This is a genomic window from Methylocella sp. CPCC 101449, assembly GCF_031921685.1.
GTDB lineage: Bacteria > Pseudomonadota > Alphaproteobacteria > Rhizobiales > Beijerinckiaceae > Terripilifer.
The window spans coordinates 776,586-800,740 of record NZ_JAPDHU010000003.1 but is presented as its reverse complement, the minus strand read 5'-3'; the positions used below and the strand labels follow the sequence as shown (position 1 = coordinate 800,740).

Here is a 24,155-nt window from a genome sequence, read left to right as displayed (position 1 = left end):
TGTCCTTTTAAGCGTTGGCAATCGGCGCGCGTGCCGCACCGATGGTTTCGAGATGATGGGCGACGCGCAGCACGATGTCCTCGCGCCAGGGCGCGCCGATGATCTGTACGCCGATGGGCAGTGGCGCGCCATCGAGCCAGATCGGTGCGGCGGCGACCGGCAGGCCGATGAAGGAGAAAGGCTGCGTGAACATGCCGAGATTGGCGCGCACGGGCATGTCTACGCCCGCCAATGACATGATTTTTTGACCGATATGCGGCGCAAAGCACGGTGTCGCCGGCGCGATGATGACATCGGTCGTCTCGAACAGTTTCAGCACTTGAGCCCGATACCAGGTGCGGAATTTCTGCGCCTGATTGATCCAGGCGGCGGGCACCATGGCGCCGGCGATGAGGCGGTCCTTCACCTCGGGATCGAAATCGTTCTGGCGGGTGCGGATGCGATCGAGATGCAGGCTGGCGCCTTCCGCCATGGTGATGAGAAAAGCCGCGGCACGGCCACGGCCGGCTTCGGGGACGTCGACGCTGGCCGCCGCGCCAAGCGCATTCATCACGGTTTCGACGGCGCGATGGGCTTCCGGTTCGCCGCCTTTGTCGAAATAGCCGGCGGCGCGCGCGATGCGCAGGCCCGTCAGGCCTTGGGTCAAGGCGGGCGTGACGGGTTCGATTGCGCGTTCGGTTTGGGCGTGATCGGCGGCGTCGCGGCCCTGCATGGCATCATAAGCCAAGGCGAGATCCGTCACCGAGCGGGCCATGGGACCCAGATGATCGAAAGCGGAGACGAAAGGATAAGTGCCGTAACGCGACAAGCGGCCATAGGTCGGTTTCAAGCCGAACAGACCGCAGAGCGACGAGGGAACGCGGATCGAGCCGTTGGTGTCGGAACCGAGCGCGATCGGCGTCATGCCGGAGGCGACGGCGGTGCCGGAACCGCCCGATGAACCACCCGCCATGCGATCGGGATCGTGCGGATTGCGCGAGGGGCCGTAGTGCGCGTTCTCGCCCGTGAAGTCATAGGCATATTCGCCCATGTTGAGCGCGCCGACGAGAATGGCATCGGCGGCTTCGAGCTTGCGCACCAGCGTGGCGTCGGCGCCGGACGGCAGATTGTCGGCATTGATCTTGGAGCCGGCCAAGGTCACCACCTCTTCTACGTCGAAAAGGTTTTTCACCGCGAAGGGAACGCCAGCCAACGGTCCGAGCTGACCGCCCAGGCGGCGGCGCGCATCGATGGCATCGGCGTGGGTGAGGGCGCGTTCAGCGGTGACCTTGGTGAAAGCGTTGAGTTTCGGGTCCTGCTGGGCGATCCGCGCCAGGCAAGCCTCGACAATGGCGCGGGCCGTCACTTCGCCTTTGATCACCGCTTGGGCGATCGTATGCGCGGTCATGGTTTCGAAAGCGAGGCTCATGCGCGAAACACCGGCGCGGGTTCTTCGCGTTCATCGAGCGGGAAGTCAGCCACCAGTTTCGCCATGCGGGCGGCGAGTTCGAGATTGGCGCGGACAATGGGGCGGGAGTCCTCGCCCACCGGAATGTCCAAAACTTTGGCGGAAGCGCCGATGAAGGCGTCCCAATCGGTCTGATCGTCCATGTCGCGTCCTCGTTAAACCATTTCTTGCATATAGGCGCGCCAGCCGCCGTAGTGGGAGATGTCGCGCGCATCTCGTGTCGCTTCGCTCTCGACGATGAAGCCCTTCGGCCGCGTGCCGTCAGCCAGAAGCGTGGTGCCAATGCCCAGCGGCGCGGGCACGCCGTCGACGAAACTGCCGAAGGCTTCCGGTGTCAGCGCCCAGACCTCCGTCTCGATGGCGTGGCCTTCTCCAGCTTCGACGCGCAGCAGGCCGGGGCGATAGGGCGGGCCGCCGGGCAAAGCGAACAGGCGATAGTCGGGCGTGGTTTTGACCGCGCGTAAGAAACGGGCACCGCGCGTAGTCAATTCGCCGTTCAACGCCATGCCGGAAAGATGGGCGCCGACGACGCAGAGTTCGATCTCCGGTGGCAAAGCCCGGATGGCAGGTAAGGCGAGCGGCGGCTGGGGCTTGCGCGTCGCGCCGAGCGGTTGTCCCGAATGGGTTTGCAAGCGCGCGCCGAAGGCGGCAAGCGCGCCATCCTGTCCTGCCGGGCCGATCAAGGTAATGCCGGAAGGAAAGCCATCGTCGCGGAAGCGCGACGGTACGGCGAGTGCGCAGAGATCGAGCAGATTGACGGAATTGGTATAGGTGCCGAGCTCGCTGTTGGGCGCAATCGGGTCGGCCTGCAAATCGGCGACGGAGCGCGGGCGCGGATAGGTCGGCACCATCAGCATGTCGCAGTTCTGCCAGGTCGGTGCCGTCAGGCGGCGCAGCTCCGCCAGGCGATAGAGCGCACCGAACGTATCGGTGGCAGAGAATTTTCCGGCGTTGCCGATGATGCCGGCTGTCACCGCCAGCATGGCGTGTGGCGCGCGCGTCATGAAATCGCGTACCGCGTGATGACGCTCGGCTACCCATGGGCCTTCATAGAGCAGGCGGGCGGTGTCGAAGAACGCTGTGAGGTCGATCTCGTGGACGGTGGCGCCGAGCGCCACGGCATCTTCCACCGCGCCCATGAAGGCTTTTTCCGACAGGGCATCGCCGCCGAAGCGACGGCTTTTGGCATCGGGGATGGCGAGGCGCAGGGCCGATGGCGGGTTCGTCAATGGGCCAACGACCGATGGTCGTGAGTATGAGTCCTGCGGATCGAAGCCGGCCATGGCGGCGAAGACGTCGTAGGCGTCGGCCACCGTGAGCGCGAAGATCGAGACGCAATCGAGCGTGCGGCAGGCCGGCACGACGCCGCGTGTCGAGATCGCGCCGAGCGTCGGCTTGAGGCCCGCGAGATTGTTGAGGCCGGCGGGCACGCGGCCGGAACCTGCCGTGTCGGTGCCGAGAGCAAAAGTCACGAGGCCCTGGGCGACGGCGACGGCCGATCCCGAACTGGAACCGCCCGGCACCATGGCCGCGTCGAAACTGTTGCGCGGGATCGGATAGGGCGAGCGCACGCCGACGAGGCCGGTGGCGAATTGATCGAGATTGGTCTTGCCGATCGGAATGGCGCCAGCGGCGATCAAGCGCGCGACGGCGTGGGCATGTTCACTCGGTGTGTAGGCGAAGTCCGGACAGGCAGCCGTGGTCGGCAGATCGGCGAAATCGATATTGTCCTTGATGGCGAAGGGCACGCCCCAGAGCGGGCGCGCGGCATCATAGGAACCGAGCGTCGCGGCATAGTCGAGCGCCTTGCTCTCGGTGAGCAGCGAAATGAAAATGCCGGTGTCATCGACTGCAGCGATACGGCGATAAACTTCGCGGATAACGTCGGCCGGACTCAGGCCTTCGGCATAGGCCTGGCGCAGGCTCGTCAAATCGAAACTCAAATCAACCACGGAGGCATTCATACGAATCTTGTCTTTCACTCAGACGGGAGGATGGGGAATGGCTTCGATCAATTCGCGTGTGTAATCGGCCTTCGGCGTTTCGAGCACCTGTTGCGATGTGCCTTCCTCGACGATGCGGCCGGAACGCATAACGATGACCCTGTCGCAGAGTAGGCGCACCACATGCAGATCGTGGCTGACGAAGAGATAGCTCATGCCGAGCCGGACCTTCAGATCTTGCAGGAGATTGAGCACGACGGCCTGCACCGAGACGTCGAGCGCCGCCGTCGGTTCGTCGAGGATGACGAGATCGGGATTGAGCGCCAAGGCGCGGGCGATGCCGACACGCGCCTTCTGGCCGCCGGATAATTGATGCGGCAGGCGGTCGAGAAATTCGACCGGCAGGCCGACGAGGCCGGCAAGTTCCTCGCAGCGAGCGCGGATGGCCTGATCATCGAGCGATTGGCCGCTGCGCAGGATCGGATCGGCGATGGCGCGGGCGGCGGTGAAGCGCGGATTGAGGCTGTCGGTTGGGTCCTGAAAGACGAGCTGAATGCGTCGACGCATCGGATGCACGGCGAAATCGCGCGCCGGAATGGCGGAAATATCCTCACCGGCAAAGGTGATCTTGCCGCTCGTCGGATCGATGAGGCGCATCACCATCATCGACGTGGTGGATTTGCCGCAGCCGGATTCGCCGACCAGGCCCACAGTCTCGCCGCGCCGGACTTCGAAGCCGATGCTGTCGACGGCGCGGAAGGGCGCCGCCGGTTCCTTCGGCTTGCCGCCGAGGAATTTCGGCCACAGCGAACCGCTGTCCTGGCGCGGATATTCTTTCACCAATTGCTCGACCCGCAGCAGGGTTTCGCCGGGCGGGGCCTGCGGTGGTAGGGCCGGTGCGGCGGCGGCGAGTTCGAGCGGCAGCAGGTCGCGCAAGGCCGCACCCGGGCGCGGCGTGGCACGCATCAACTTGCGCGTATAGGGATGTTCGGGACGGGCGAAAATGTCCTTCGACAAAGCCGTCTCGACGACCTTGCCTTTCTCCATCACCACGACCCGGTCGCAATAGGTGGCGGCGAGGCCGAGATCGTGGGTGATGAGAATGGTCGACATGCCGCGCGCCCGCGTCAGTTCCGTGACGAGATCCATCACGGCCTTCTGCGTTGTTACGTCGAGGCCAGTTGTGGGTTCGTCGGCGATGAGGAGTTGCGGCCGGCAGGCGAGCGCGAGGGCAATGACGACGCGCTGGCACATGCCGCCCGACATTTCGAACGGATAGGCGTGGTAGCGCTCTTCCGGCCGGGCGATGCGTACTTGTTCGAGCGCCTCGATGGCTTTCTGTTTCGCCTCAGCGCGGGTGGTTTGCACATGTTCGAGGAGAACGTCCTCGATTTGCCTGCCGACGGGACGGATGGGATTAAGTGCCGCACGCGGGTTCTGAAAAATCATCGCCATTTCACGGCCGCGCAGATCGCGCAATTCGCGGTCGCTCGCGGCGGAAACGTCGATGCCGGAATAGACGATCGAGCCCTCGGCGATACGGCCGGCGCGATCGAGAATGCGCATCACCGCATAGGAGGTGACGGACTTGCCGGAGCCGGATTCGCCGACGATCCCCAAGGTCTCGCCCTTCGCAAGGGAGATGTCGATATGTTCGATGGCACGCACGGTGCCGCGCCGGGTGGCGAATTCGACGGTGAGATCGCGGACGTCGAGGAGGGGTTGGGCGGTCATCCGGGCCTCACGTGCGACGCAGCGGGTCGACGATATCGCGTAGACCGTCACCGAGCAGATTGAAGCAGAAGACGGCGAGCATCAGCGTCACGCCGGGAAAGAAGGCGATCCACCATTCGCCGGAGACGATGAAGGCGGCGCCCTCGGCGACCATGATGCCCCATTCGGGCGTCGGCGGGCGCACGCCAAGGCCGATGAAGGAGAGGCCGGCGGCATTGAGGATCGCATAGCCCATGGTCAGCGAGATCTGCACCATCATCAGCGGCATGATGTTGGGCAGGATGAAGCGAAAGAGGATGCGGGGGTCGCTGTTGCCGGAGAGGCGCGCGGCGTGAACATAGCCCGCTTCACGGCGGATGTTGGCTTCGCTGCGGGCGAGACGGGCATAGAGCGGGAAATTGATGATTGCGGTGGCGATGACGATATTGGTCACCGTATTGCCGAGCGCCGCGACAATGCCCATGGCAAGCACGAAGAGCGGGAAAGCCATGATCGTATCGGAGATGCGTCCGACGATCCGATCGGTCCAGCCGCCGTAAAAGCCCGCGGCAATGCCGGCGAGGCCGCCGAGCACGAAGACGAGAAGGACCGAGGCGATGGCGATGATCATATCGAGCCGTGTGGCGACGACGACGCGGCTGAAAATATCGCGGCCGAGCTGATCGGTGCCGAACCAATGCTGCGCCGAGGGTGGTCGCAGGGCCGAGGCCGTATTGCTGGCCAGTGGGTCGTAAGGCACGAGGCTCGGGCCGACGAGGGCAGCGAGCAGGAAGATCACGAACAGGATGAAGGAGCCCGCCGTGACCGGATTGTCGGCGAGGACATAGCGGATGTGGCGCAATTGCGCGCCGATGCCGCGCGTGGAAACGGTTTTCGCCAGTGACGGGCCCGTCACGGAGGAGGAAACGGGTTCAGGCTGGGAAAGGGTGGTCATGCTTCCACCTTCACGCGCGGGTCGATGATGCCGTAGAGGAGATCGATGCCGAGATTGATCAGCACATAGAGCACGGCCATGGTCAGCACGAAGCCCTGCACGGGCGCGAAATCCGATGCGATCAGGGCCTCCACCGCATAGGAGCCGATGCCGGGCCAGGCGAAGACTTTCTCGACCAGCACATTGGCGCCGAGCAGGAAGGAGAACACCATGCCGAGCGTGGTGATCACCGGCAGCATGGCGTTGCGAAAGGCATAGGTCATCACGACGGTCGAGGGCTTGAGGCCGCTGGCCCTCGCCGTGCGGATGAATTCGGAGGACAGCACCGCCAGCATCGAGGCGCGGGTGATGCGGGCGATCGGCGCCAGCGAGAAGACGGCGAGCGTCACGGCGGGCAAAGTGATCTGCGCCAGCGCGGCACGGAAGGTCTCGAAGTCACGGGCGATCAAGGCGTCGATGAGATAGAAGCCGGTGATGTCGGGTGGCGGTGAGGCGAAGACATCGAGGCGGCCGAGCGGCGCCGGTGAAATGCCGAGAATGAAATAGAAGACGTAGACGAAGATGAGGCCGGTGAAGAAGACAGGCAGCGACACGCCGGCGGTGGCGACGATGCGGCAGAGGTGATCGATCCAGGAGCCTTGCCGCACGGCGGCGATGATGCCGAGCGGCACGGCGATCAAGAGAGCGATGAGGAGGCCGAGCAGGGTCAATTCGGCGGAGGCGGGCAAGCGCGTGGCGAGTTCGGTGACCACCGGGCGGCCGGTGGTCAGCGACGTGCCGAGATCGCCGCGCACGAGATGGCTGACATAGCTGACGAACTGTTCCGGCAGGCTGCGGTCAAGGCCGAGCTGTTTGCGCACTTCCTCGATGGCTTGCGGCGTCGCTGCCGGGCCGGCGAAAAACGATGCCGTGTCGCCGGGCAGAACCCGCGTCAACAGGAAGGTGACGACGATGACCCCAATCAAGCTCGGGATCGCGGTCGCTATGCGTTTGCCGATGGTGCGCAGCATGGGCGGCCTCTCGCAAGAACCGTGCCGTCAACCCTTGACGAAGGAACGATAATCGAGCCGGCGGTGGAACCAGTATTGGTAGCCGCTGACGTTCTTCTGCATGGCCACGTTGGAATAGGGCTGGAACAGCGGAATGCGAGGAATATCGGTGAAGGCGAGGTCGATGAAGCCCTTCACGTCCTTTTCATAGGCGGCATTGTCGCCGTTGGCCGCGGCCGTGCGGGCGCCATCGATGAGCGCATCCATCTGCGGCGACTGATAGCTCATGGTGTTGAAGACGGAATTGGAGCCGTGGTAGCACCAGAAGAAGAAATATTCCGGATAGTCGAGCCAGCCCGAAAACACGTTGGTGTAGAGCGGCATCACCTTCTTGTTCAGTTCGGTGCGCCAATTGGCGCCCGTCACCTTGTTGATGGTGGTCTTGATGCCGATCTGCGCGAGGCTTTCCTGGATCAGCACGCAGAGCGGTTCGTTGACGACGGCAAAGCCGAGATCGAACGACAAAGTGGTCTCGAAGCCGTTGGGATAACCCGCTTCGCTCAGCAATTGCCGCGCCTTGGCAAGGTCGAGATTATAGGCATGCGCGACAGGCCAGGCGGCCGGCGGCGGCGCTGTGGCGCCAAACAGCGGCGTGCCCAGGCCGTAGAGCACCGCGTCCATGATCTTCTGATAGGGAATGGCATAGGCGACAGCCTGCCGCACTTTCAGATTGTCGAACGGCGGCTTGGTGACGTTCATGCCGAGATATTGGCAGCCGTTGGAGAACGGCGTCGAGACGACGGACAGCTTGCCGGAATCCTTCAGTTCGGCGAAATCCTTGTTCGGCAGTTCATAAGAAACGTCGGCATCGCCGCGTTCCAGAAGCGCCCGCCGATTGCCGGCTGACGGCACCATGCGCCAGATCACGCGCTTGATCTTCGGCAATGGGCCGCTCGCCCAATCGTCGTTGCGGTCGAGCACGACTTCGGTGCCTGGCGTCCAGCGGCTCACCTTATAGGCGCCGCTGCCGGCGATGTTCTGCTTGGTGTAGTTGAGGCCCCAGGGATCGTCCGGCGTGGCGTTCTTCTTGACCAGTTCGGAATTGTAGATGGCGGGCACGATGACCGCGAGATCGGGAACGGTCAGTTTGTCCTTGCGCAGGAAATCGACCCGCACGGTGTTGTCGTCGACGACGACGAATTGTTCCGGCTTTTCCAGCGAGCCGGCCTTCATCTGAAAGGTCGGAAAGCCGCCGACGGTGACGGCGCGGTCGAGCGACCATTTCACGTCCTTGGCGGTGACGGGCGTGCCGTCGTGGAATTTGGCGCCCTTGCGCAGGCGGAAAGTCACCGACATGTCGCCGATGTTCATGTCGTCGGCCAGTTCCGGCTTGAACTTGTCGCGGTCGTAATAAGGCACGCCGCCCGGGCCGGATTTCATCTCATGGCTGATGAGACGGTCGTAGCAGTTCCACGACACTTCATAGCCCGGCACATTGGTGCCGACGCCGTGAATGTCGATGTTGTTGGGGCCGCTCTCGGAGACGACCAGCAAGGTCTCCTGGCGGCTTTGCGCCTTGGCCGGTGACCAGACCGCCGGTGCCGCGACCCCTGTCGCCAAAGCGGTGGCGGCCGTGGACTTGAGGAAACCGCGTCGATCCAGATGTCGGGCCATGGAGTCATCTTCCTGTGGTTGCGCTGCTATGACTTGCATGCGGTATAGAAATATTGCATACAAATATTGGAAATTGCATGCCTATAGATTCGGCGGCGCTGCACAAAATTTGCTTGTCCTGCATGCGCGCTGTGCAGGATCGTGGTGGTGAAGGTGGATCAAGCCGATGGCAGTTGACGGCAGAACCCGTTCGGAAGTGCTCGCAGGGGAGATCGCCGACGAAATCCTGACGGGCAGTTTCGTCCCCGGCATGCGGCTCGACGAGCATATGCTGGCGGAGCGGTTCAAGGTGTCGCGCACGCCGGTGCGCGAAGCTTTGCGTCAGCTTGTGGCGACGGGCTTGATCGACATGCAGCCGCGGCGCGGCGCGCATGTGGCCGCCATCACCGCCGATCGGTTGAGCGAATTGTTCGTTGCCATGGGCGAGGTGGAGGCAACTTGTGCCCGTCTCTCAGCGCTTTCCATGAATCCGATCGAGCGGCGCCGGCTGCAGGCTCTGCACGAAACCATGGCCGGCATGGTCGAAGCCAACAACGAGCCTGACTATGTCGAGGCCAATCGACAATTCCATGTGGCGATCTATGCCGGCGCTCATAACGCGACCATGAATGATTTCGCCGTGGCGCTGCGCCGTCGTCTCGATCCGTTCCGGCGGGCGCAGTTTCGGACACCAGGCCGCTTGCGCCAGTCCCATGCGGAACACGAGCGGGTGGTCACGGCGATCCTTGCCGGCGATTCGGTCACGGCGCATGCGGCGATGCTCGACCACGTGAATCTGGTCGAGGATGCCTTCGATCAGATGAGCCATGGCGGCCGGCGTGCCGCCGGATCGCGCCTCTGACATCTGGCGACGGTGGCGCCGCTCCCTGGTGAGGGCTATGAAAGAAGCGGGACCGGCGGTTGTCGGGTCGGCGTGGGCATGAAGCTTGCCTGCCTGATCTGGAGACCGCAGCTTTCGGGAAATCAGCAGCTTGGCACTCAACGTCGCGCTCCACCACGTCACCAGCTACAAATATGATCGGCCGATCGCGCTCGGGCCGCAGGTCATCCGCCTGCGCCCGGCGCCGCATTGCCGGACCAAGGTGACGGGCTATTCGCTGAAGGTCGTTCCCGAAAACCATTTCATCAATTGGCAGCAGGATCCGCACGGCAATTGGCTGGCGCGGTTTGTCTTCCCGGAGAAGACGACGAAGTTTTCGGTCACGGTCGATCTCGTCGCTGAGATGGCGGTGGTCAATCCGTTCGACTTTTTCGTCGAGCCCTATGCGGAAGAATTCCCCTTCGCTTATTCGGAAGAATTGCAGGTGGAGCTGGCCGCCTATCTCGAGCTTGAACCCTCGACGCCGCTGCTCGACAAATTCATCGCTGATCTGCCGCGCGACAGAAACCGCACCATCGATTTCATCGTCGATCTCAACATGCGGCTGCAGCAGAAGATCCGCTATGTGATCCGCATGGAAGCCGGCGTGCAGGCGCCCGAGGAAACGCTGGAACTCGGAACCGGCTCATGCCGCGACTCCGCCTGGCTCCTGGTGCAGATTCTGCGCCGTCTCGGTCTCGCGGCGCGTTTCGTCTCGGGCTATCTCATTCAGCTCAAGGCCGATGTCGATCCGGTCGATGGGCCGAAGGGCACCGACAAGGATTTCACCGATCTGCACGCCTGGGCCGAGGTCTATATTCCAGGCGCCGGCTGGATCGGCCTCGATGCAACCTCGGGCCTGTTGTGCGGTGAAGGCCATCTGCCGCTCTGTGCCACGCCGCATTATCGCTCCGCCGCGCCGATCAGCGGCCTCGTCGATCCGGCCAACGTCGAATTTCATTTCGACATGCACATTAATCGCATCAACGAAGCGCCGCGCATCACGCTGCCGTTTTCGAGCGAAGCCTGGCAAGCGCTCGACGAACTGGGCGAAGCGGTCGATCGCGATCTCGTCGCGCAGGACATGCGCCTCACCATGGGCGGCGAGCCGACCTTCGTGTCGATCGATGATTTCGAAGCGCCGGAATGGAACACCGCCGCCGTCGGTCCGACCAAGCGCGCCTTGGCCGATGAATTGATCCGTCGCCTGCGCGAGCGCTTCGCGCCCGGCGGCTTTCTGCACTATGGCCAGGGCAAGTGGTATCCGGGCGAAAGCCTGCCACGCTGGGCCTTCTCGCTCTATTGGCGCAAGGACGGCAAGCCGCTGTGGGGCGACCCGGGTTTGATTTCGACCATGGACAATGGCGGCCGCGCCACCATCGATCAGGCAGCGACCTTGGCCGACGGGATCGCTGAGAAGATCGGCATCGAGCCGGACTTCGTTCTGGCGGCCTATGAAGACAGCGCCCATTGGATGGTGCGCGAAGGCAATCTGCCTTTCAATGTCGATCCCTCCGATCCGAAGATCGATGATGCGGAAGAACGAGCGCGCATGGTGCGCACGTTCGAGCGCGGCCTGTCACAGCCGAGCGGTTTCGTCCTGCCGGTGCAGCGCTGGAACGCGGAAGCCAAGGCGCAGCGTCGCTGGCGCAGCGAGAAATGGGCCTTGCGGCGTGGCAAATTGTTTTTGGCGCCGGGCGATTCACCGATCGGTCTGCGCCTGCCGATGAATGCGCTGCCCTGGGTGCCACCCTCCGCCTATCCCTATACACACGAGCAGGATCCGCTGGAGCCGCGCGGGCCCTTGCCTGATCCAGGCTCCCCTTCGGGCCATGATCCCAGCCACGTGCAGCAGACGGTGGCGGTCGATGGGGGTGGTGGGGACCGGCAGCACGTTCTGGAGCAAGCGTTGTCAGAAGACGCCGTACGCACGGCGCTGGCGGTGGAAGTGCGTGACGGGCTGCTCTGCGTGTTCATGCCGCCGGTGGAAACTTTCGATGATTATGTCGAACTGCTGGTCTCGGTCGAAGACGTAGCGCGCGAAAAGAAGCTGAAGATCCATGTGGAAGGCTATGCGCCGCCCTTCGATCCGCGTGTCAATCTCATCAAGGTGACGCCAGATCCGGGTGTCATCGAGGTGAACATTCATCCGGCGACGTCCTGGCGCGAAGCGGTTGAGACAACGACCGTGCTCTATGAAGAAGCGCGGCAGATGCGGCTCGGCGCTGACAAATTCATGACCGATGGCCGCCACACCGGCACGGGCGGTGGCAACCATCTGGTGTTCGGCGGCCTCACACCGGCCGATTCACCCTTTCTGCGCCGGCCCGACATGCTGCGCAGCCTCGTGCTCTATTGGCAGCGCCATCCGGCTTTGTCCTATCTGTTCTCCGGCCTGTTCATCGGCCCGACAAGCCAGGCGCCACGCGTTGATGAAGCGCGACACGACTCACTCTATGAACTGGAGATTGCGCTCGCCAACACGCCGATGCCGGGCGATGGCAAGTTCCCGATCTGGCTGGTGGACCGGCTTTATCGAAATCTGCTCGTCGATGTGGGCGGCAATACGCACCGCGCCGAAATCTGCATCGACAAGCTATATTCGCCCGACAGCTCAACGGGGCGCCTGGGGCTAGTGGAGTTCCGCGCGTTCGAAATGCCGCCTGATGCACGCATGTCGCTGGCGCAGCAATTGTTGTTGCGCGCGCTGATGGCCTGGTTCTGGCGCGAGCCGCAGCAGGGCAACCTGGTGCGCTGGGGCACGTCGCTGCACGATCGCTTCATGATGCCCCATTTCATCTGGGAAGATTTTCTGAGCGTGCTGAGCGATCTTGGTGGCGCTGGTTACGAATTCTCGCCTGAATGGTTTCAGGCGCAGTTCGAATTCCGCTTTCCGGTCTATGGCACGATTGAGCATGGCGGCGTGAGCTTGGAATTGCGGCAGGCGCTGGAGCCCTGGCACGTGCTGGGCGAGCAGGGCGCGGCGGGCGGCACGGTGCGCTATGTCGATAGTTCGGTCGAGCGGTTGCAGGCGAAGGTGACGGGCTTCGTGCCGGGCCGGCATGTCATCGCCTGCAACGGCCGGCGCATGCCGATGACATCGACGGGCGCGGCCGGCGAGGCGGTGGCGGCCGTGCGTTTCAAGGCCTGGCAGCCGGCGGCCGGCATGCATCCGACCATTGCGGTGCATGCGCCGCTCACCTTCGACATTATCGACACCTGGAACGGCCGCTCGCTTGGCGGTTGCGTCTATCACGTGGCCCATCCGGGCGGTCGCAATTATGAGACATTTCCGGTGAATTCCTATGAGGCGGAAGCGCGCCGGCTGGCGCGATTCCAGGATCACGGGCATACTCCGGGGCGCGTCGAGCCGCCGCGCGAGGAAATTCCCGGGGAGTTTCCGATGACATTGGATCTGCGGAGGAAGATTGGCAGATGAGCTCCTGTCCCCCGTGCGTACGCCGCAGCGTGCGCAGGCATGGACGCAATCCTATGCACCGCTGCCAGGCATTCCCGATGAGTTCATAGGACCGGACGGGACGCCGCGCGCCTATTGGCGTGGCTTCCTCGATGCGCTCGGCCAGTTCGATCAGGATGATCTCGACCAGCGTCTGGCGACGGCCGAACGGCGTATCCGCGAAGGCGGCGTTTCCTATCGCATCCAGGGCGAGACCAACGAACAGTCCTGGCCGCTGAGCGGCCTGCCGCTTCTCATCTCGCAGGCGGAATGGAACGAGATTTCGGCCGGCGTCGTGCAGCGCGCGCAATTGCTCGATCGCATCATCGCCGATCTCTACGGCGATGGGCGGCTGGTGCGCGACGGTGCCTTGCCGGCGGCGGTGGTGGCCGGTTCGCCGGAATTCCTGCGGCCGCTGGCCGGCGCGAAACCTTTTGGCGGCCGCTGGCTGCAATTTTATGCCGCCGATATCGGCCGTGGTCCTGACGGGCGCTGGTGGGTATTGGGCGATCGCACCCAGGCGCCTTCTGGCGCCGGCTATGCGCTCGCCAACCGTCTGGTGACGTCGCAAGCCTTTCCCGGTCTTTATCGCGACATGAACGTGCAGCGTCTGGCGCCGTTCTTCCGGGCGTTTCGCGATGGGCTCGCCCATGCGGCCGAGCGATCCGATCCGCGCATTTGTCTGCTGACGCCGGGCGCTTTCAGCCAGACCTATTTCGAACAGGCCTATCTGGCGCGTTATCTCGGCTTCCTCTTGGTCGAAGGCGCCGATCTCGTTTATGCCGATGGCAAGATGCATGTGCGCACCATCGCCGGGCTGAAGCGCGCCGATGTGATCTGGCGTCGCATCGATGCGGAATGGTGCGATCCCCTGGAGCTGAACGGCGCGTCGCGTCTCGGCGTGCCCGGCATGGTCGAGGCGATCCGCCAGGGCAAGGTGAGCATGGCGAACATGCCCGGCGCCGGCCTGCTCGAAGCGCGTGCGTTTCAGGCTTTCATGCCGGGGCTGGCGCGTCATCTATTGGGCGAGGATCTGCGCCTGCCGAATATCGCGACGTGGTGGTGCGGTCAGGAGCGGCAGCGTGGCGAAGTGCTCGAACAGCTCGATCATCTGTCGATTTCTGGGGCCTTCGCCAATCAACTGCCAGGTTTCGATGGTCGCCACAGCGCGCTCGTCAGCGAATTGTCGCCGGCGGAACGCGAGCGGCTGGTCGAGGCGATGACGGCGCGCGGCATGGATTATGTCGGCCAGGAGGTCGTGCGCCTGTCGACGACGCCGGCGTGGGAGACGAGCGGCGATCGGGCACGGCTGGTGCCGCGGCCTTTCGTGCTGCGCGTCTTCGCGGCGGCGACGCCCGACGGCTGGCAGGTTTTGCCCGGCGGTTTCTGCCGCGTTTCCGATCGCTCCGATGCGCGCGCCGTGTCGATGGATGCAAGCGTACGTTCCGCCGACGTCTGGGTGTTGTCGGACAAGCCGGTGGAGATGGAAACGTTGCTGCCTTCGGGCGATGACGTGCGGATCATCCGGCTGCTTGGCAATCTGCCGAGCCGCGCCGCCGATAATCTTTATTGGTTCGGCCGTTATCTTGAGCGGGTCGAGGCGATCCTGCGTATCGTGCGTGCTCTGGTCGCGAAAGCCTTGGACCCGGACGCGCCGACACGCGTCGATCATGGACCGGCGGAGCGGTTGCAACGTCTGCTCGTCTCCTGGGACGCGGCGCCGCGCGTGGTGGCGAGCAGCCTGTCGCTCGACATGGCGCAATCGGCGCTGCACGACGAGAACAATTACGGTTCGGCTCTGTCGAACACGATCGCGGCGCGCCGCGCCGCATCGTCGATCCGCGAACGGCTGTCGCCCGATGTCTGGCTGCTCGTCGGGCGTCTGGAAAACATTCTGCGCAAACCCTTGGGGCAGAGCGCCGTCGAAGCCGGCGTTCTCGAACAGAGCGAGCAGGCGCTCCAGGTGATCGCTGCGATCGCCGGCTTCGTCAACGAGAACATGAACCGGGTGGCCGGTTGGAATTTCCTCGACATGGGCCGTCGCATCGAACGGAGCATCAACACCTTGCGCTTCGTCAGCCAGTTCGCCGGCGACGATGCCGATCTCGAACTGCTCGATGTGCTGCTCGATCTGATCGATTCGCAGATCACCTATCGTTCGCGTTATCTCACTGGCGCAACGCTGGCACCGGTGCGCGACATGGCAATGCTCGATGCGTTCAATCCGCGTTCCGTCGCCTTCCAGGCCGGACGTATCGAAGAACATCTTGCCGGTCTGCCTTCGCTGCGTGAAACTGGCATGCTCGAACAGCCGCGTCAGATCGCCTTGAAGCTGAAGGGCGATCTGGCCGTGGAGGATGCGCGTCGCCTCAATAGCCAAGCGATCTACGATTACGAAAATCGGCTCGTGGCCTTGGCCATCGCCGTCGCCGATCGCTATTTCCTGCATGACGCGAGCGAGCCCAGCCCCGGTAAGGTGAGGGGGCTCGCATGATCTACGACGTCACCCATGTCACCAGCTATGAATATGAATTGCCGGTGGCCTCGGCCGATTTCATGCTGCATCTGACGCCCCACGAGGGTAATGGCCAGCATGTGATCAAGACCCGTATCGAAATCGATCCGCCGGCCATGGATATGCAGGCGCGGCAGGATTTCTTCGGCAACCGCACGACGGTACTCAAAATATCGCGGCCGCATCAGGCGCTCGATATTCGCACCGTCTCGCGCATCGAGGTTGAACGGCCGCAAGTGCCGGCGGCGGCGCTGACGCGGCCTTGGGAAACCGTGGCACGTGACGCACTGAATGCGCCCTCGCTCGGCCCGCAGTCACCGGTGCATTTTCTTTATGCCAGTCGGCTGGCTTATCTCTCGACACCCGCCACGCAATTCGCGCGGGCGAGTTTTGCGCCGGGACGTCCTATCCTGGAAGCCGGCATCGAATTGATGACGCGTATTCGCGACGAATTCCGCTATGTGCCGGGCACGACGGCAATCTCCACGCCGCTGGACCAGGTCTTCGAGCAGCGCAGCGGCGTCTGTCAGGATTTCGCCCATCTGATGATCGCCGGCTTGCGTGGTCTCGGCCTCTCGGCCGCTTACGTCAGCGGCTATATCCGCACTATTCCGCCGCGCGGACGGCCGCGTTTGCAGGGCGCCGATGCGTCTCATGCCTGGGTGTCGCTGTGGTGCGGCGCCGAGTTCGGCTGGATCGGTCTTGATCCCACAAACGCCTTGCTGATCGGCGACGATCATGTGGAAGTCGCCATTGGTCGCGACTATAGCGACGTGTCGCCGGTGAAAGGCGTCTTCATCGGGTCGGGACGCGACAGCCTTTCGGTCAGCGTCGACGTGGCACCGGTAACGGCCTGATTTGCGCGAAATCCACGAATCTGTAATGCGATGAGCCTGCGCCTGGAGGCGCGGACGGTGGACCTGAAAATGGCGAAGACCTATCGATTGAAACTGGGCCAATCGGCGATCCATGGACGCGGTCTGTTCGCGGCCGAGCGGATTCCGGCCGGTGCCTGGATCATCGAATATACGGGTCAGAAGATTTCCCTGGCCGAGGGCCGGCGGCGCGACACGTTCTATAACTCCATCGGCTATACGCTGCTGTTCAAGCTCGATACGCACTATGTCGATGGCCTCGTGGGCGGCAACGAGGCGATTTACATCAACCACTCGCTGACACCGAATGCCGATGCCATCATGCATCGCGGTGGTGTGTGGATTCGCGCGCTGTGCGATATCGCACGCGGCGAGGAGCTGACTTACGACTATGGTTTCGATCCGGCCAATCCGCCGGGAGCGAAGCGGCGGGGCGGCAAGCGCAAGAAGCCGGCCTGAGCGACCGACGGTTCACAAAACCGCGATGTTAGCCGTAGTATGCTTGGGCTTTTGCTTGGGCTTCATGACGAAGGATGGTGACCCGTGATCGTTTCATCCTTGAGCGGCTTGCCGGCCTTCGCCGCCTATCTCGTCGCCGCCATTGGTTTTTGCGCGCTCTTTCTGTTGATCTACACGCGCATCACGCCGCATCGCGAATTCACGTTAATCGTCGAGAACCACAATGCCTCCGCCGCCGTGGCTCTGGGCATGAGCCTGATCGGCTTTGCCATGCCGCTGACCTCGGCGATCCGGCATTCGGCCGGCATGATCGATTTCGCGATCTGGGCGCTGGTGTCCCTCATCGTGCAGGTGGCGGGCTACGGCCTGGCGCGGTTGGCGCATCCGACGTTGTCGAAGAGCATCGAGGATAATTCGATCGCCGCGGCGATCTGGCTCGGCACGGTGTCGCTGACGGTCGGCATCGTCAGTGCCAGCAGCATGACGCCGTGAGCGCGACATGAGCGTCAATCCTGCCAAACGTCCCATCAATCTGGGTAAATCGGGCGCCGCGCAACGTGGTGTCTCAAGCAAACCGGGCATGTCGGCGGGGCGCAAGAGTACGCTTGCCATCGGCCTCATCGCCGCCGGCGGCATGTCGATCTTCGCCTTCACGCCGCGCGAACAGTGCGAGGTCGATCCGGCGACAGGGCAGCAGCAGTGCTCGTCGTCGCGCAGTTCATCTGGCGGTTCGTCCCATGGCGGCTCTTCCTCGTCTCGTTCGTGGGGATTTGGTTCGTCGGGTTCCGATTCGGGATCAGGTCACAGCACGATCGCGCGCGGTGGCTTTGGATCGAGCGGCGGCTTTCACTTCTCGGGCGGCGGCTAGATGAGGCGCTTGCGCATCGCGCCGCGCCCGGACTTCGCTGAATACGCGCGTCAGATCGGCTTCACCTATCATGCGGCCGATGGCCAGCCCTATTGGCAGGACGAAGCCTATTACGCCTTCACCCTCGACCAGATCGAGAACGATCTCGAAACGCCGTCCCAGGAGCTGGCGGCGCTGTGTCTCGACATGGTCGGCCGCATCGTCGGCAGCGAAAGGGATCTGACGCGGTTGCGCATTCCGGCGCACGCCTGGCCTTTGATCCTCGACAGCTGGCGCAGGCGCCAGCCGTCGCTCTACGGCCGTTTCGACATGGTCTATGACGGGCACGGTCCGGCCCGCTTGCTCGAATATAATGCCGACACGCCGACCTCGCTGTTCGAATCGGCCGTGGTGCAATGGCATTGGCTGGAGAACGGCCGCGAACGGCGCGCCTTGCCCGACGATGCCGATCAGTTCAACTCGATCCATGAAGCGCTGATACAGCGCTGGCGCGTGGTCGTCGGTGCTGGCCATGTGCATTTCTCGTGCATGAAGGACATGGTGGAGGATGAAGGGACGATCGGCTATCTGGCCGATTGTGCCGCGCAGGCGGGGCTTGGCGTGTCGTCGATTTACATCACCGATATTGGCGATGACGGTGAGCGTTTCGTCGATCTGGCCGAGAAGCCGATCGATTGGCTGTTCAAGCTCTATCCGTGGGAATGGATGCTGACGGACGCGTTCGGCCGTTCGCCGTCGATGAAGACGACGCGTTTTCTCGAACCGCCATGGAAGAGCATTCTGTCGAACAAAGGTCTGTTGGCTCTGCTGTGGGAAGCCGAGCCCGGTCATCCCAATCTGCTGCCGGCCTATTTCGCCGATGAGCCGGGCGCGGCGAAGCTCGCCCGCAATCACGTGCGCAAGCCGATCTATTCGCGCGAGGGCGCCAATATAGACATGGTCGATCGCGGCCGCGCCATCGCCCATTCCGACGGCACTTACGGCGCTGAAGGGTTCATCGTGCAGGAACTGGCGATGCCGCCGCGTTTCGACGGCCGCTATGCAACCGTCGGCAGTTGGATCGTCGGCGATACTGCGTGCGGCATTGGTTTGCGCGAGGATGACACGCCGATCATCGGCAACATGTCACGCTTCGTGCCGCACGCCATCATCGGCTGAACCCTACATCGCCGGCAGAACGGCCATGTCGCGGATCGTGCCGTTGACGCCCTTCAATGCAACGGCGCCGCTGGTCTTCGCCGTCGCCAGGTCGAGCTTGTAGAGCATGTTGCCGGAGATGAGCCAGGCGTCATTGCCGCCCTTGCCATCGGAGGCGATATCGAAGGCCGTTACTTTGTCCTTCAGGCCCAGCTTGCCGACGGTGGTCAGGACGCCATCGTTCGGAGGTGCCTGCTTCAGCAAGGTCCAGTCGGTGCTATCGATGTCGTAGAGTGTGGTTTCCTTCGCGCCCTTCATGGAGTTGATGTAGGCGCCTGCCACGACCTTCGGCGGCTTGCCCTTCATCGCATCTGTCTCGGCGAAGTTCAGCGGTTTGTCGGTCGTCACTTTGCCGTCGTCGACATTGGCGCGCAGATTCATGCCATCGGAGCCGATGACGCGTAGGCGATCGGCGACCGGGTTGAAGTCGACGGTGGCCATCGTGCCCTTGGGCAGCATCACTTCGAGCTTCGACTTCGTGGTTGCTTTGCCGCTTGCGGTATCGATGGTCACAACCGTGCCGTCTTCGAGGAGGCCATAGAGCATGCCGTCGGCGGGGCGCACGTCGATGCCGGCAAGCTTGCCGGTGATGCCGCTCACCTTCCAGCTTTTGGCGGCCATTTTGCCCGCGGGATCGACGATCGTGATGGTGGCATCGTCGGTCAGGACGGCGACGGTGTCGGCATGGACTTGGCTGGCGAGCGCCACGGAACCGAGCAGAGCGGAGGCCAAGATCGCGGACTTGTACATGGGTATCTCCCGTTACCGAGGCGGCGCCATGCCGCTCTCAAGAGGGGATACACGCGGCGGCCGGCGTGGATGCGGAAGTTGGCCGGAAAATATTTTTTGCTTACCGCGCATCCAATCGAAGAACTCACGCGTATTCACGCATTAGCGGGTTTGCGCGTGGAGGAACAATGACGACCAGGGTCGCCATCGATTGTGATGACCTCATCCGGGCCTGCGCTTTGGGAGATCGCTCGGCCCTGCGTGCGCTTTACGAATTGGAAGCATCGCGCATGATTGGGGTCGCGCAAAGATTGTTGAGACGCAGGGCTCTGGCCGAGGAAGCGGTGCAAGATACTTTCGTCTCGATCTGGCATAAGGCTTCGACATTCGATGCGGCGCGTGGCGCCGGCCGGACGTGGGTTTATGCCATTCTGCGTCATCGTGCGTTGAACATGTTGCGGGGCGAGCGGCGGCTGGAATTCTCCGATGCTCCGATCGGAGAGGAACAGGCGAGTGAGGACGACGATCCGGAAACGATCGTCACGCAATTGTCCGACAAGGCCGCGTTACGCCGTTGCCTGCAGGGGTTGGCGGCCGATCGGCGCGCCGCGATCGTACTCGCCTATGTGCATGGTCTGTCCCATTCCGATCTGGCGAGCAAGCTCGGCATGCCGCTTGGCACCGTCAAATCCTGGCTGCGCCGGAGCCTCATCTCCCTGAGGGAGTGCATGGGATGAACGATCCGGTGCCGACCTCCGAGGAAGAGAAGGATGTTCTCGCGGCCGAATATGTTCTTGGCCTCGTCGAGGCCGTGGACATGCCGCGTCTGGAGACGATGATGGAAACGGATGCGGATTTCGCTCGCCGCGTCGGCGCGTGGCGGCAAAGATTGGGCGCGCTTGATGAAACGGTCCCTGGCGGGCAGGCTGGTGATGCCCTGTGGTCCAGGATTGAGACGGCGCTGGGCCCCTCGGTTGCGCCGCGGGCCGGCCGTGTCGAGGCACGGCCATCACGCTGGATGGCTCTATGGGACTCGCTGCCGTTCTGGCGTGGCGCTGGATTCGCCGCCGCGGCAGCGGCTCTTCTTCTGGCTTTTGGTATGGGCTATTTCATGCAGCAGGCCAATCGCCAGCCCGTGCTTGTCGCGGTTCTGATGACCGATCAGAACGAGGCGGCGGCCGTCGTGCGCGCTTTTGCCGATGGCCGGGCCGAATTGCAGACCATCAAGCCGATCGCCATTCCGTCGGGGCGTGCGGTCGAGATCTGGACCTTGTGGGATCGCGCCATTGGGCCGAAGTCGATCGGCCTGATTCAAAGCGTATCGGGCAAGATCGACCTGCGGCTCGATGGCCTGCCGCGTCCAACGGCAGGCCAATTGTTCGAGATGACCCTTGAGCCGGCGACGGGCTCCCCGATCGGCCGTCCGACCGGACCGATCTTGAACAAGGGCAACGCGGCTGTCGCGCTTTAGGCGGGCTCCTGCGCCGGCTGTCGCTTGCTCGCCAGCACCAGCGGCAGACCGACGACGACGACCGCGATGCCGACCAGTGCGCCCCAGCCCGTATAGGCCAGGCTAGAATAGAGCAGATAGGCGCAGATACCGACGAAGATCGCCGGGGTCAGCGGATAGAGCGGCACTTTGAACGGCCGCACGCGGTTTGGCTCGCGGATGCGGAAGATGAACAGCGACAAGCCGGTGAGCATCAGGAAGAACCAGAAGACCGGCGCGGTATAGTCGACCATGGTGCTGAAGCCGTCGCGGGTGATCAGGCCGAAGACGACGAGGGCGAGGGAAATCGCGCCTTGCAGCAGGAAGGCATTGGCCGGGTTGTCACCGCGTTCGTTCCAGACGCCGAGCTTGGCGATCAATGGTAGATCGCGGCCCAGCGCATAGTAGACGCGCGCGCCGGTGAAGATCGTGCCGTTGAGAGTCGAGAGCGAAGAGAGGCACACCGTCAGCGCCAGGATGGCGACGCCGGTGCTGCCCGCCGCCAGTTGCATCAGATCGGCGCCAGGCGCTTTGCTGGCGGCGATGCCGCCGAGGCCAAAGGCTTTCAGCAAAGCCAGATTGAAGGCGACATAAAGCACGGTGACGATCGCCGTGCCGATGAAGATCGCGCGGGTCATGTCGCGTTTCACGTCGCGCAATTCGCCGGAGAGATAGGCGATTTCGTTCCAGCCACCGTAGCTTAGCAAGACAAGCACCATGGCGAGGCCAAGCATGCCACCGGCGCCGGGTTCAACGGGCTTCATCTCGGTGCCGCTGACGGAGAAGCCGACGACAACGACCACGATGATGGCGAGAACGGTGCAGGTTTCGAGCAGTTTCTGCATGCCGGCGCCAGGCTGCGTGCCGGCGATGTTGATGGCGGTGAAGAGAATGACCGAGATGGCCGCGTAGATCCCGGGGCCATTGGGGCCGAGTGGCAGCAATTGCTGGGCGTAATCGCCGAAGACGAAGCCGACGAGGGCGATGGCGCCGGTCTGGATGACGGTGCCGCGCGCCCAGGCGAACAGCACCGCCAGTCTGCGGCCATAAGCGCGGGACAGAAACTGATATTCGCCGCCGGCATCGGGATAGGCGGCGGCGAGTTCGGCATAGCAGAGTGCGCCGATCAAGGTGGCGAGACCGCCGGCGATCCAGGCGCCGATGAACAGGACTTCGCTGCCGGTGGCCGAGGCGACGATGGGCGGCGTGCGGAAAATGCCGACGCCGATGACGATGCCGACGAAGAAGGCGACGGCATCGGCGACGGTCAGCACGCGGCGCGGCGCGGCCGCTGTTTCAGAAGACATCGAAGGGTCCGTTCTCTGGAGGATGATGGCGTTGCTGGTGTTATTGCTCTAGTTGGCGCGCGTGGCGTTCCAGTCGCGAGCGACATCGGCGGCGGAAGCGGTGTCGACGCTCATCTTGTCGCCATCGACCTTGCCGACGAAAATACGATGACGACCGTTTGTCGGTTCGACGGTGAAGCTGATGCGATCGCCGATCAACTGGCCGCCGGTGACCTTAGCCACGGCGCCGTTGACCGTGGCGAGGCCGTCGAACTTTTGATAGGTCTGCTTCAGATCGAGCGCATAGGTGTCGTTGCCCTCTCGTACGGTCCATTTGCCTTCGACCTGCGCTGGCACGATCCAGAAATAGATATCGCGCACGCCCACCTGGGCCCGCTGGTCGGTTTCCCAATCGCCCATGGTGAAGGCGTGCGAGACGACGCGCGAGCCGGGCTTCATCTCCTTGAGAATGCGCGGACGTAGCTGCAGGTTGACGTCCGGCAGCAGATACATGGTCAGCACCGAGGCCTTTTCGATCGGCGTGCTGAACAGATTGCGCACTTCGAAGGAAACCTTGTCGGCGACGCCGGCCGTTTTGGCATTGTCGTTGGCCTCGAGGATGCGGTCGGGATTGATGTCGACGCCGAAGCCGGAGGCGCCGAACTTGCGCGCGGCGGTGACCAGCATGCGGCCGTCGCCACAGCCGAGATCCATGACGAAATCGCGGCTCGTGACCTTGGCCATGTCGAGCATGCGATCGACCACCTCCTGCGGTGTCGGCACATAGGGCACGTCGAGGCGGGGACGTCTGCTTTCCTGTGCCGAAGCTTCTTGCGCCCAGACGGGGAGACTAGCGGGCAGGGAGAGTGCGGTGCCGATCAGGCCAAGAGCCGTTCGTCGGTTCGGTCTAAAGTCCGGGGTTTGCATGATTTTCCTCGCCTTCGCCGGGCTCTGGTTGGTCCGGTTCCGCCGGATCGTTCGACGGTGCCGATCAGCAGTTTTGCCTGTGTAAGGCGCCCTGGCGTCCGTAATTCTACGAGGACTCACGGAAAATTCATCATTCCTGCGCTAGCCCTTGACCATGACCATCGTCCGGGCCCCGACCTTTGGCCGCCGTGGCGTCAAAGCCGCGCCGAAGGCGCGTTCCCGTTCGCCGGTCGCTCCGCCGCCTGACGATAACCCCCATCCATCTCCGTCCGTCGCGAAACCGGTCGACGAACGGTTCACCGCCATGGCCCGGCAACTGCTGCGCGACGGCGAAGGGGAACTGTCGATGGTGGCCACAAGCGATGGTGCCGTGCCCTGGTCGATGCGGGCGGCGCTGCTGGCCGGCCTGGTGGCGAGCTGTCTGCAAGCGGGCCTCTATGTATTGGCGGCCAAGGCGCCGCTGGAACTCATCCCCGGGCTCAAAATGACGATCGGCGACGGTTCGCAAATGCTGCTGCTGGCACTCGTCCTGGGGTTGTGGAATGGCGTCCAGATCGCGGTCACCGCGACGATGGCAAGCCATTGGGCGATGCGCTTCGTCGAACTGACCAGTCCGACCGCCTATGCCATCGCTGGCGCTGTCAGCGGCGGCATTTATGCCTATGGCATGACGATCCTGACGGGGCAGCCCCGCCATCTCATCGCGACGATGGCGAGCGGTCTGACCGCGGCCTTTCTCTACCGGCGATTTGCCGGTCAGGGCTCCTGACAAA

At 63.4% G+C, this 24,155-nt stretch carries 21 protein-coding genes; 11 read left to right on the top strand and 10 right to left on the bottom strand.

The window, feature by feature from the left end:
• Positions 1 to 7 precede the first annotated feature (7 nt).
• From OIM99_RS23955 to OIM99_RS23925, 7 genes are read right to left on the bottom strand one after another with little or no spacing between them, the layout of a single operon-like run.
• Positions 8 to 1,387, bottom strand: coding sequence for an AtzE family amidohydrolase (locus tag OIM99_RS23955; RefSeq protein ID WP_311853164.1), 1,380 nt, complete (start codon positions 1,385 to 1,387; stop codon positions 8 to 10).
• A gap of 17 nt (positions 1,388 to 1,404) precedes the next feature.
• The gene (locus OIM99_RS23950) at positions 1,405 to 1,590 is read right to left on the bottom strand and encodes a DUF4089 domain-containing protein (RefSeq protein WP_311852997.1); all 186 of its coding nucleotides are present in this window, start codon (positions 1,588 to 1,590) and stop codon (positions 1,405 to 1,407) included.
• A gap of 12 nt (positions 1,591 to 1,602) precedes the next feature.
• Positions 1,603 to 3,411 carry an allophanate hydrolase gene (gene atzF / locus OIM99_RS23945; RefSeq protein ID WP_311852996.1) on the bottom strand — a complete coding sequence of 603 codons (1,809 nt, stop codon included), beginning with the start codon at positions 3,409 to 3,411 and terminating at the stop codon, positions 1,603 to 1,605.
• Positions 3,412 to 3,429: 18 nt separating this feature from the next.
• Positions 3,430 to 5,124: an ABC transporter ATP-binding protein gene (locus tag OIM99_RS23940; RefSeq protein WP_311852995.1), complete on the bottom strand. Its 1,695-nt coding sequence runs from the start codon at positions 5,122 to 5,124 to the stop codon at positions 3,430 to 3,432.
• Between the two features lie 7 nt (positions 5,125 to 5,131).
• Positions 5,132 to 6,058 carry an ABC transporter permease gene (locus OIM99_RS23935; protein WP_311852994.1) on the bottom strand — a complete coding sequence of 309 codons (927 nt, stop codon included), beginning with the start codon at positions 6,056 to 6,058 and terminating at the stop codon, positions 5,132 to 5,134.
• Positions 6,055 to 7,068, bottom strand: coding sequence for an ABC transporter permease (locus tag OIM99_RS23930; RefSeq protein ID WP_311852993.1), 1,014 nt, complete (start codon positions 7,066 to 7,068; stop codon positions 6,055 to 6,057). Before OIM99_RS23930 ends, OIM99_RS23935 begins: the two co-directional genes overlap by 4 nt.
• 27 nt (positions 7,069 to 7,095) lie before the next feature.
• Positions 7,096 to 8,709 carry an ABC transporter substrate-binding protein gene (locus OIM99_RS23925; protein ID WP_311853163.1) on the bottom strand — a complete coding sequence of 538 codons (1,614 nt, stop codon included), beginning with the start codon at positions 8,707 to 8,709 and terminating at the stop codon, positions 7,096 to 7,098.
• A 178-nt stretch (positions 8,710 to 8,887) separates the two neighbouring features.
• On the opposite strand from OIM99_RS23925, the gene OIM99_RS23920 reads away from it, so the two are divergent.
• From OIM99_RS23920 to OIM99_RS23885, 8 genes are all read left to right on the top strand, one after another.
• Complete coding sequence (locus tag OIM99_RS23920) at positions 8,888 to 9,562, top strand: GntR family transcriptional regulator (RefSeq protein WP_311852992.1); 675 nt, start codon at positions 8,888 to 8,890, stop codon at positions 9,560 to 9,562.
• A 130-nt stretch (positions 9,563 to 9,692) separates the two neighbouring features.
• Positions 9,693 to 13,019, top strand: a complete 3,327-nt coding sequence (locus OIM99_RS23915; protein ID WP_311852991.1) for a transglutaminase family protein — start codon at positions 9,693 to 9,695, stop codon at positions 13,017 to 13,019.
• Complete coding sequence (locus tag OIM99_RS23910) at positions 13,009 to 15,531, top strand: circularly permuted type 2 ATP-grasp protein (protein ID WP_311852990.1); 2,523 nt, start codon at positions 13,009 to 13,011, stop codon at positions 15,529 to 15,531. The genes OIM99_RS23915 and OIM99_RS23910 overlap by 11 nt, the downstream gene beginning before the upstream one ends.
• Positions 15,528 to 16,409: a transglutaminase family protein gene (locus OIM99_RS23905; protein ID WP_311852989.1), complete on the top strand. Its 882-nt coding sequence runs from the start codon at positions 15,528 to 15,530 to the stop codon at positions 16,407 to 16,409. The genes OIM99_RS23910 and OIM99_RS23905 overlap by 4 nt, the downstream gene beginning before the upstream one ends.
• A gap of 30 nt (positions 16,410 to 16,439) precedes the next feature.
• Positions 16,440 to 16,886 carry an SET domain-containing protein-lysine N-methyltransferase gene (locus tag OIM99_RS23900; RefSeq protein ID WP_311852988.1) on the top strand — a complete coding sequence of 149 codons (447 nt, stop codon included), beginning with the start codon at positions 16,440 to 16,442 and terminating at the stop codon, positions 16,884 to 16,886.
• Positions 16,887 to 16,970: 84 nt separating this feature from the next.
• Positions 16,971 to 17,378: a DUF350 domain-containing protein gene (locus OIM99_RS23895; RefSeq protein ID WP_311852987.1), complete on the top strand. Its 408-nt coding sequence runs from the start codon at positions 16,971 to 16,973 to the stop codon at positions 17,376 to 17,378.
• 7 nt (positions 17,379 to 17,385) lie between these two features.
• Positions 17,386 to 17,754 (top strand): hypothetical protein, encoded by a 369-nt coding sequence (locus tag OIM99_RS23890; RefSeq protein ID WP_311852986.1) that lies wholly within the window; start codon positions 17,386 to 17,388, stop codon positions 17,752 to 17,754.
• Entirely contained in the window at positions 17,755 to 18,912 is a 1,158-nt protein-coding gene (locus tag OIM99_RS23885; RefSeq protein ID WP_311852985.1) for a glutathionylspermidine synthase family protein, read from the top strand.
• A 3-nt stretch (positions 18,913 to 18,915) separates the two neighbouring features.
• Here OIM99_RS23885 and OIM99_RS23880 read toward each other — a convergent pair whose 3' ends face one another.
• Positions 18,916 to 19,701 carry a DUF4394 domain-containing protein gene (locus OIM99_RS23880; protein WP_311852984.1) on the bottom strand — a complete coding sequence of 262 codons (786 nt, stop codon included), beginning with the start codon at positions 19,699 to 19,701 and terminating at the stop codon, positions 18,916 to 18,918.
• 167 nt (positions 19,702 to 19,868) lie between these two features.
• Between OIM99_RS23880 and OIM99_RS23875 the strand changes: the two genes are divergently transcribed.
• Both OIM99_RS23875 and OIM99_RS23870 read left to right on the top strand, forming a co-directional pair.
• The gene (locus OIM99_RS23875; protein ID WP_311852983.1) at positions 19,869 to 20,417 is read left to right on the top strand and encodes a sigma-70 family RNA polymerase sigma factor; all 549 of its coding nucleotides are present in this window, start codon (positions 19,869 to 19,871) and stop codon (positions 20,415 to 20,417) included.
• Positions 20,414 to 21,151, top strand: coding sequence for an anti-sigma factor domain-containing protein (locus OIM99_RS23870; protein ID WP_311852982.1), 738 nt, complete (start codon positions 20,414 to 20,416; stop codon positions 21,149 to 21,151). Before OIM99_RS23875 ends, OIM99_RS23870 begins: the two co-directional genes overlap by 4 nt.
• Here OIM99_RS23870 and OIM99_RS23865 read toward each other — a convergent pair.
• Together OIM99_RS23865 and OIM99_RS23860 are read right to left on the bottom strand one after the other, a co-directional pair.
• A complete protein-coding gene (locus tag OIM99_RS23865) occupies positions 21,148 to 22,476 on the bottom strand; it encodes an amino acid permease (RefSeq protein ID WP_311852981.1) in 1,329 nt (442 codons plus the stop codon). The genes OIM99_RS23870 and OIM99_RS23865 overlap by 4 nt on opposite strands.
• Positions 22,477 to 22,524: 48 nt before the next feature.
• Entirely contained in the window at positions 22,525 to 23,382 is an 858-nt protein-coding gene (locus OIM99_RS23860; RefSeq protein WP_311852980.1) for a class I SAM-dependent methyltransferase, read from the bottom strand.
• Between the two features lie 154 nt (positions 23,383 to 23,536).
• Here OIM99_RS23860 and OIM99_RS23855 point away from each other — a divergent pair, with 154 nt between their 5' ends.
• Complete coding sequence (locus OIM99_RS23855) at positions 23,537 to 24,151, top strand: hypothetical protein (protein ID WP_311852979.1); 615 nt, start codon at positions 23,537 to 23,539, stop codon at positions 24,149 to 24,151.
• Positions 24,152 to 24,155 lie beyond the last annotated feature (4 nt).

Bases quoted from the DNA above. Each gene is read 5' to 3' on its own strand.
- OIM99_RS23950 (WP_311852997.1), bottom strand. From the start codon at position 1,590: ATGGACGATCAGACCGATTGGGACGCCTTCATCGGCGCTTCCGCCAAA.
- OIM99_RS23875 (WP_311852983.1), top strand. From the start codon at position 19,869: ATGACGACCAGGGTCGCCATCGATTGTGATGACCTCATCCGGGCCTGC.
- OIM99_RS23865 (WP_311852981.1), bottom strand. From the start codon at position 22,476: ATGTCTTCTGAAACAGCGGCCGCGCCGCGCCGCGTGCTGACCGTCGCC.
- OIM99_RS23930 (WP_311852993.1), bottom strand. From the start codon at position 7,068: ATGCTGCGCACCATCGGCAAACGCATAGCGACCGCGATCCCGAGCTTG.
- OIM99_RS23860 (WP_311852980.1), bottom strand. From the start codon at position 23,382: ATGCAAACCCCGGACTTTAGACCGAACCGACGAACGGCTCTTGGCCTG.
- OIM99_RS23885 (WP_311852985.1), top strand. From the start codon at position 17,755: ATGAGGCGCTTGCGCATCGCGCCGCGCCCGGACTTCGCTGAATACGCG.
- OIM99_RS23920 (WP_311852992.1), top strand. From the start codon at position 8,888: ATGGCAGTTGACGGCAGAACCCGTTCGGAAGTGCTCGCAGGGGAGATC.
- OIM99_RS23900 (WP_311852988.1), top strand. From the start codon at position 16,440: ATGAGCCTGCGCCTGGAGGCGCGGACGGTGGACCTGAAAATGGCGAAG.
- OIM99_RS23940 (WP_311852995.1), bottom strand. From the start codon at position 5,124: ATGACCGCCCAACCCCTCCTCGACGTCCGCGATCTCACCGTCGAATTC.
- OIM99_RS23855 (WP_311852979.1), top strand. From the start codon at position 23,537: ATGACCATCGTCCGGGCCCCGACCTTTGGCCGCCGTGGCGTCAAAGCC.
- OIM99_RS23880 (WP_311852984.1), bottom strand. From the start codon at position 19,701: ATGTACAAGTCCGCGATCTTGGCCTCCGCTCTGCTCGGTTCCGTGGCG.
- OIM99_RS23890 (WP_311852986.1), top strand. From the start codon at position 17,386: ATGAGCGTCAATCCTGCCAAACGTCCCATCAATCTGGGTAAATCGGGC.
- atzF (WP_311852996.1), bottom strand. From the start codon at position 3,411: ATGAATGCCTCCGTGGTTGATTTGAGTTTCGATTTGACGAGCCTGCGC.
- OIM99_RS23935 (WP_311852994.1), bottom strand. From the start codon at position 6,058: ATGACCACCCTTTCCCAGCCTGAACCCGTTTCCTCCTCCGTGACGGGC.
- OIM99_RS23955 (WP_311853164.1), bottom strand. From the start codon at position 1,387: ATGACCGCGCATACGATCGCCCAAGCGGTGATCAAAGGCGAAGTGACG.
- OIM99_RS23870 (WP_311852982.1), top strand. From the start codon at position 20,414: ATGAACGATCCGGTGCCGACCTCCGAGGAAGAGAAGGATGTTCTCGCG.
- OIM99_RS23905 (WP_311852989.1), top strand. From the start codon at position 15,528: ATGATCTACGACGTCACCCATGTCACCAGCTATGAATATGAATTGCCG.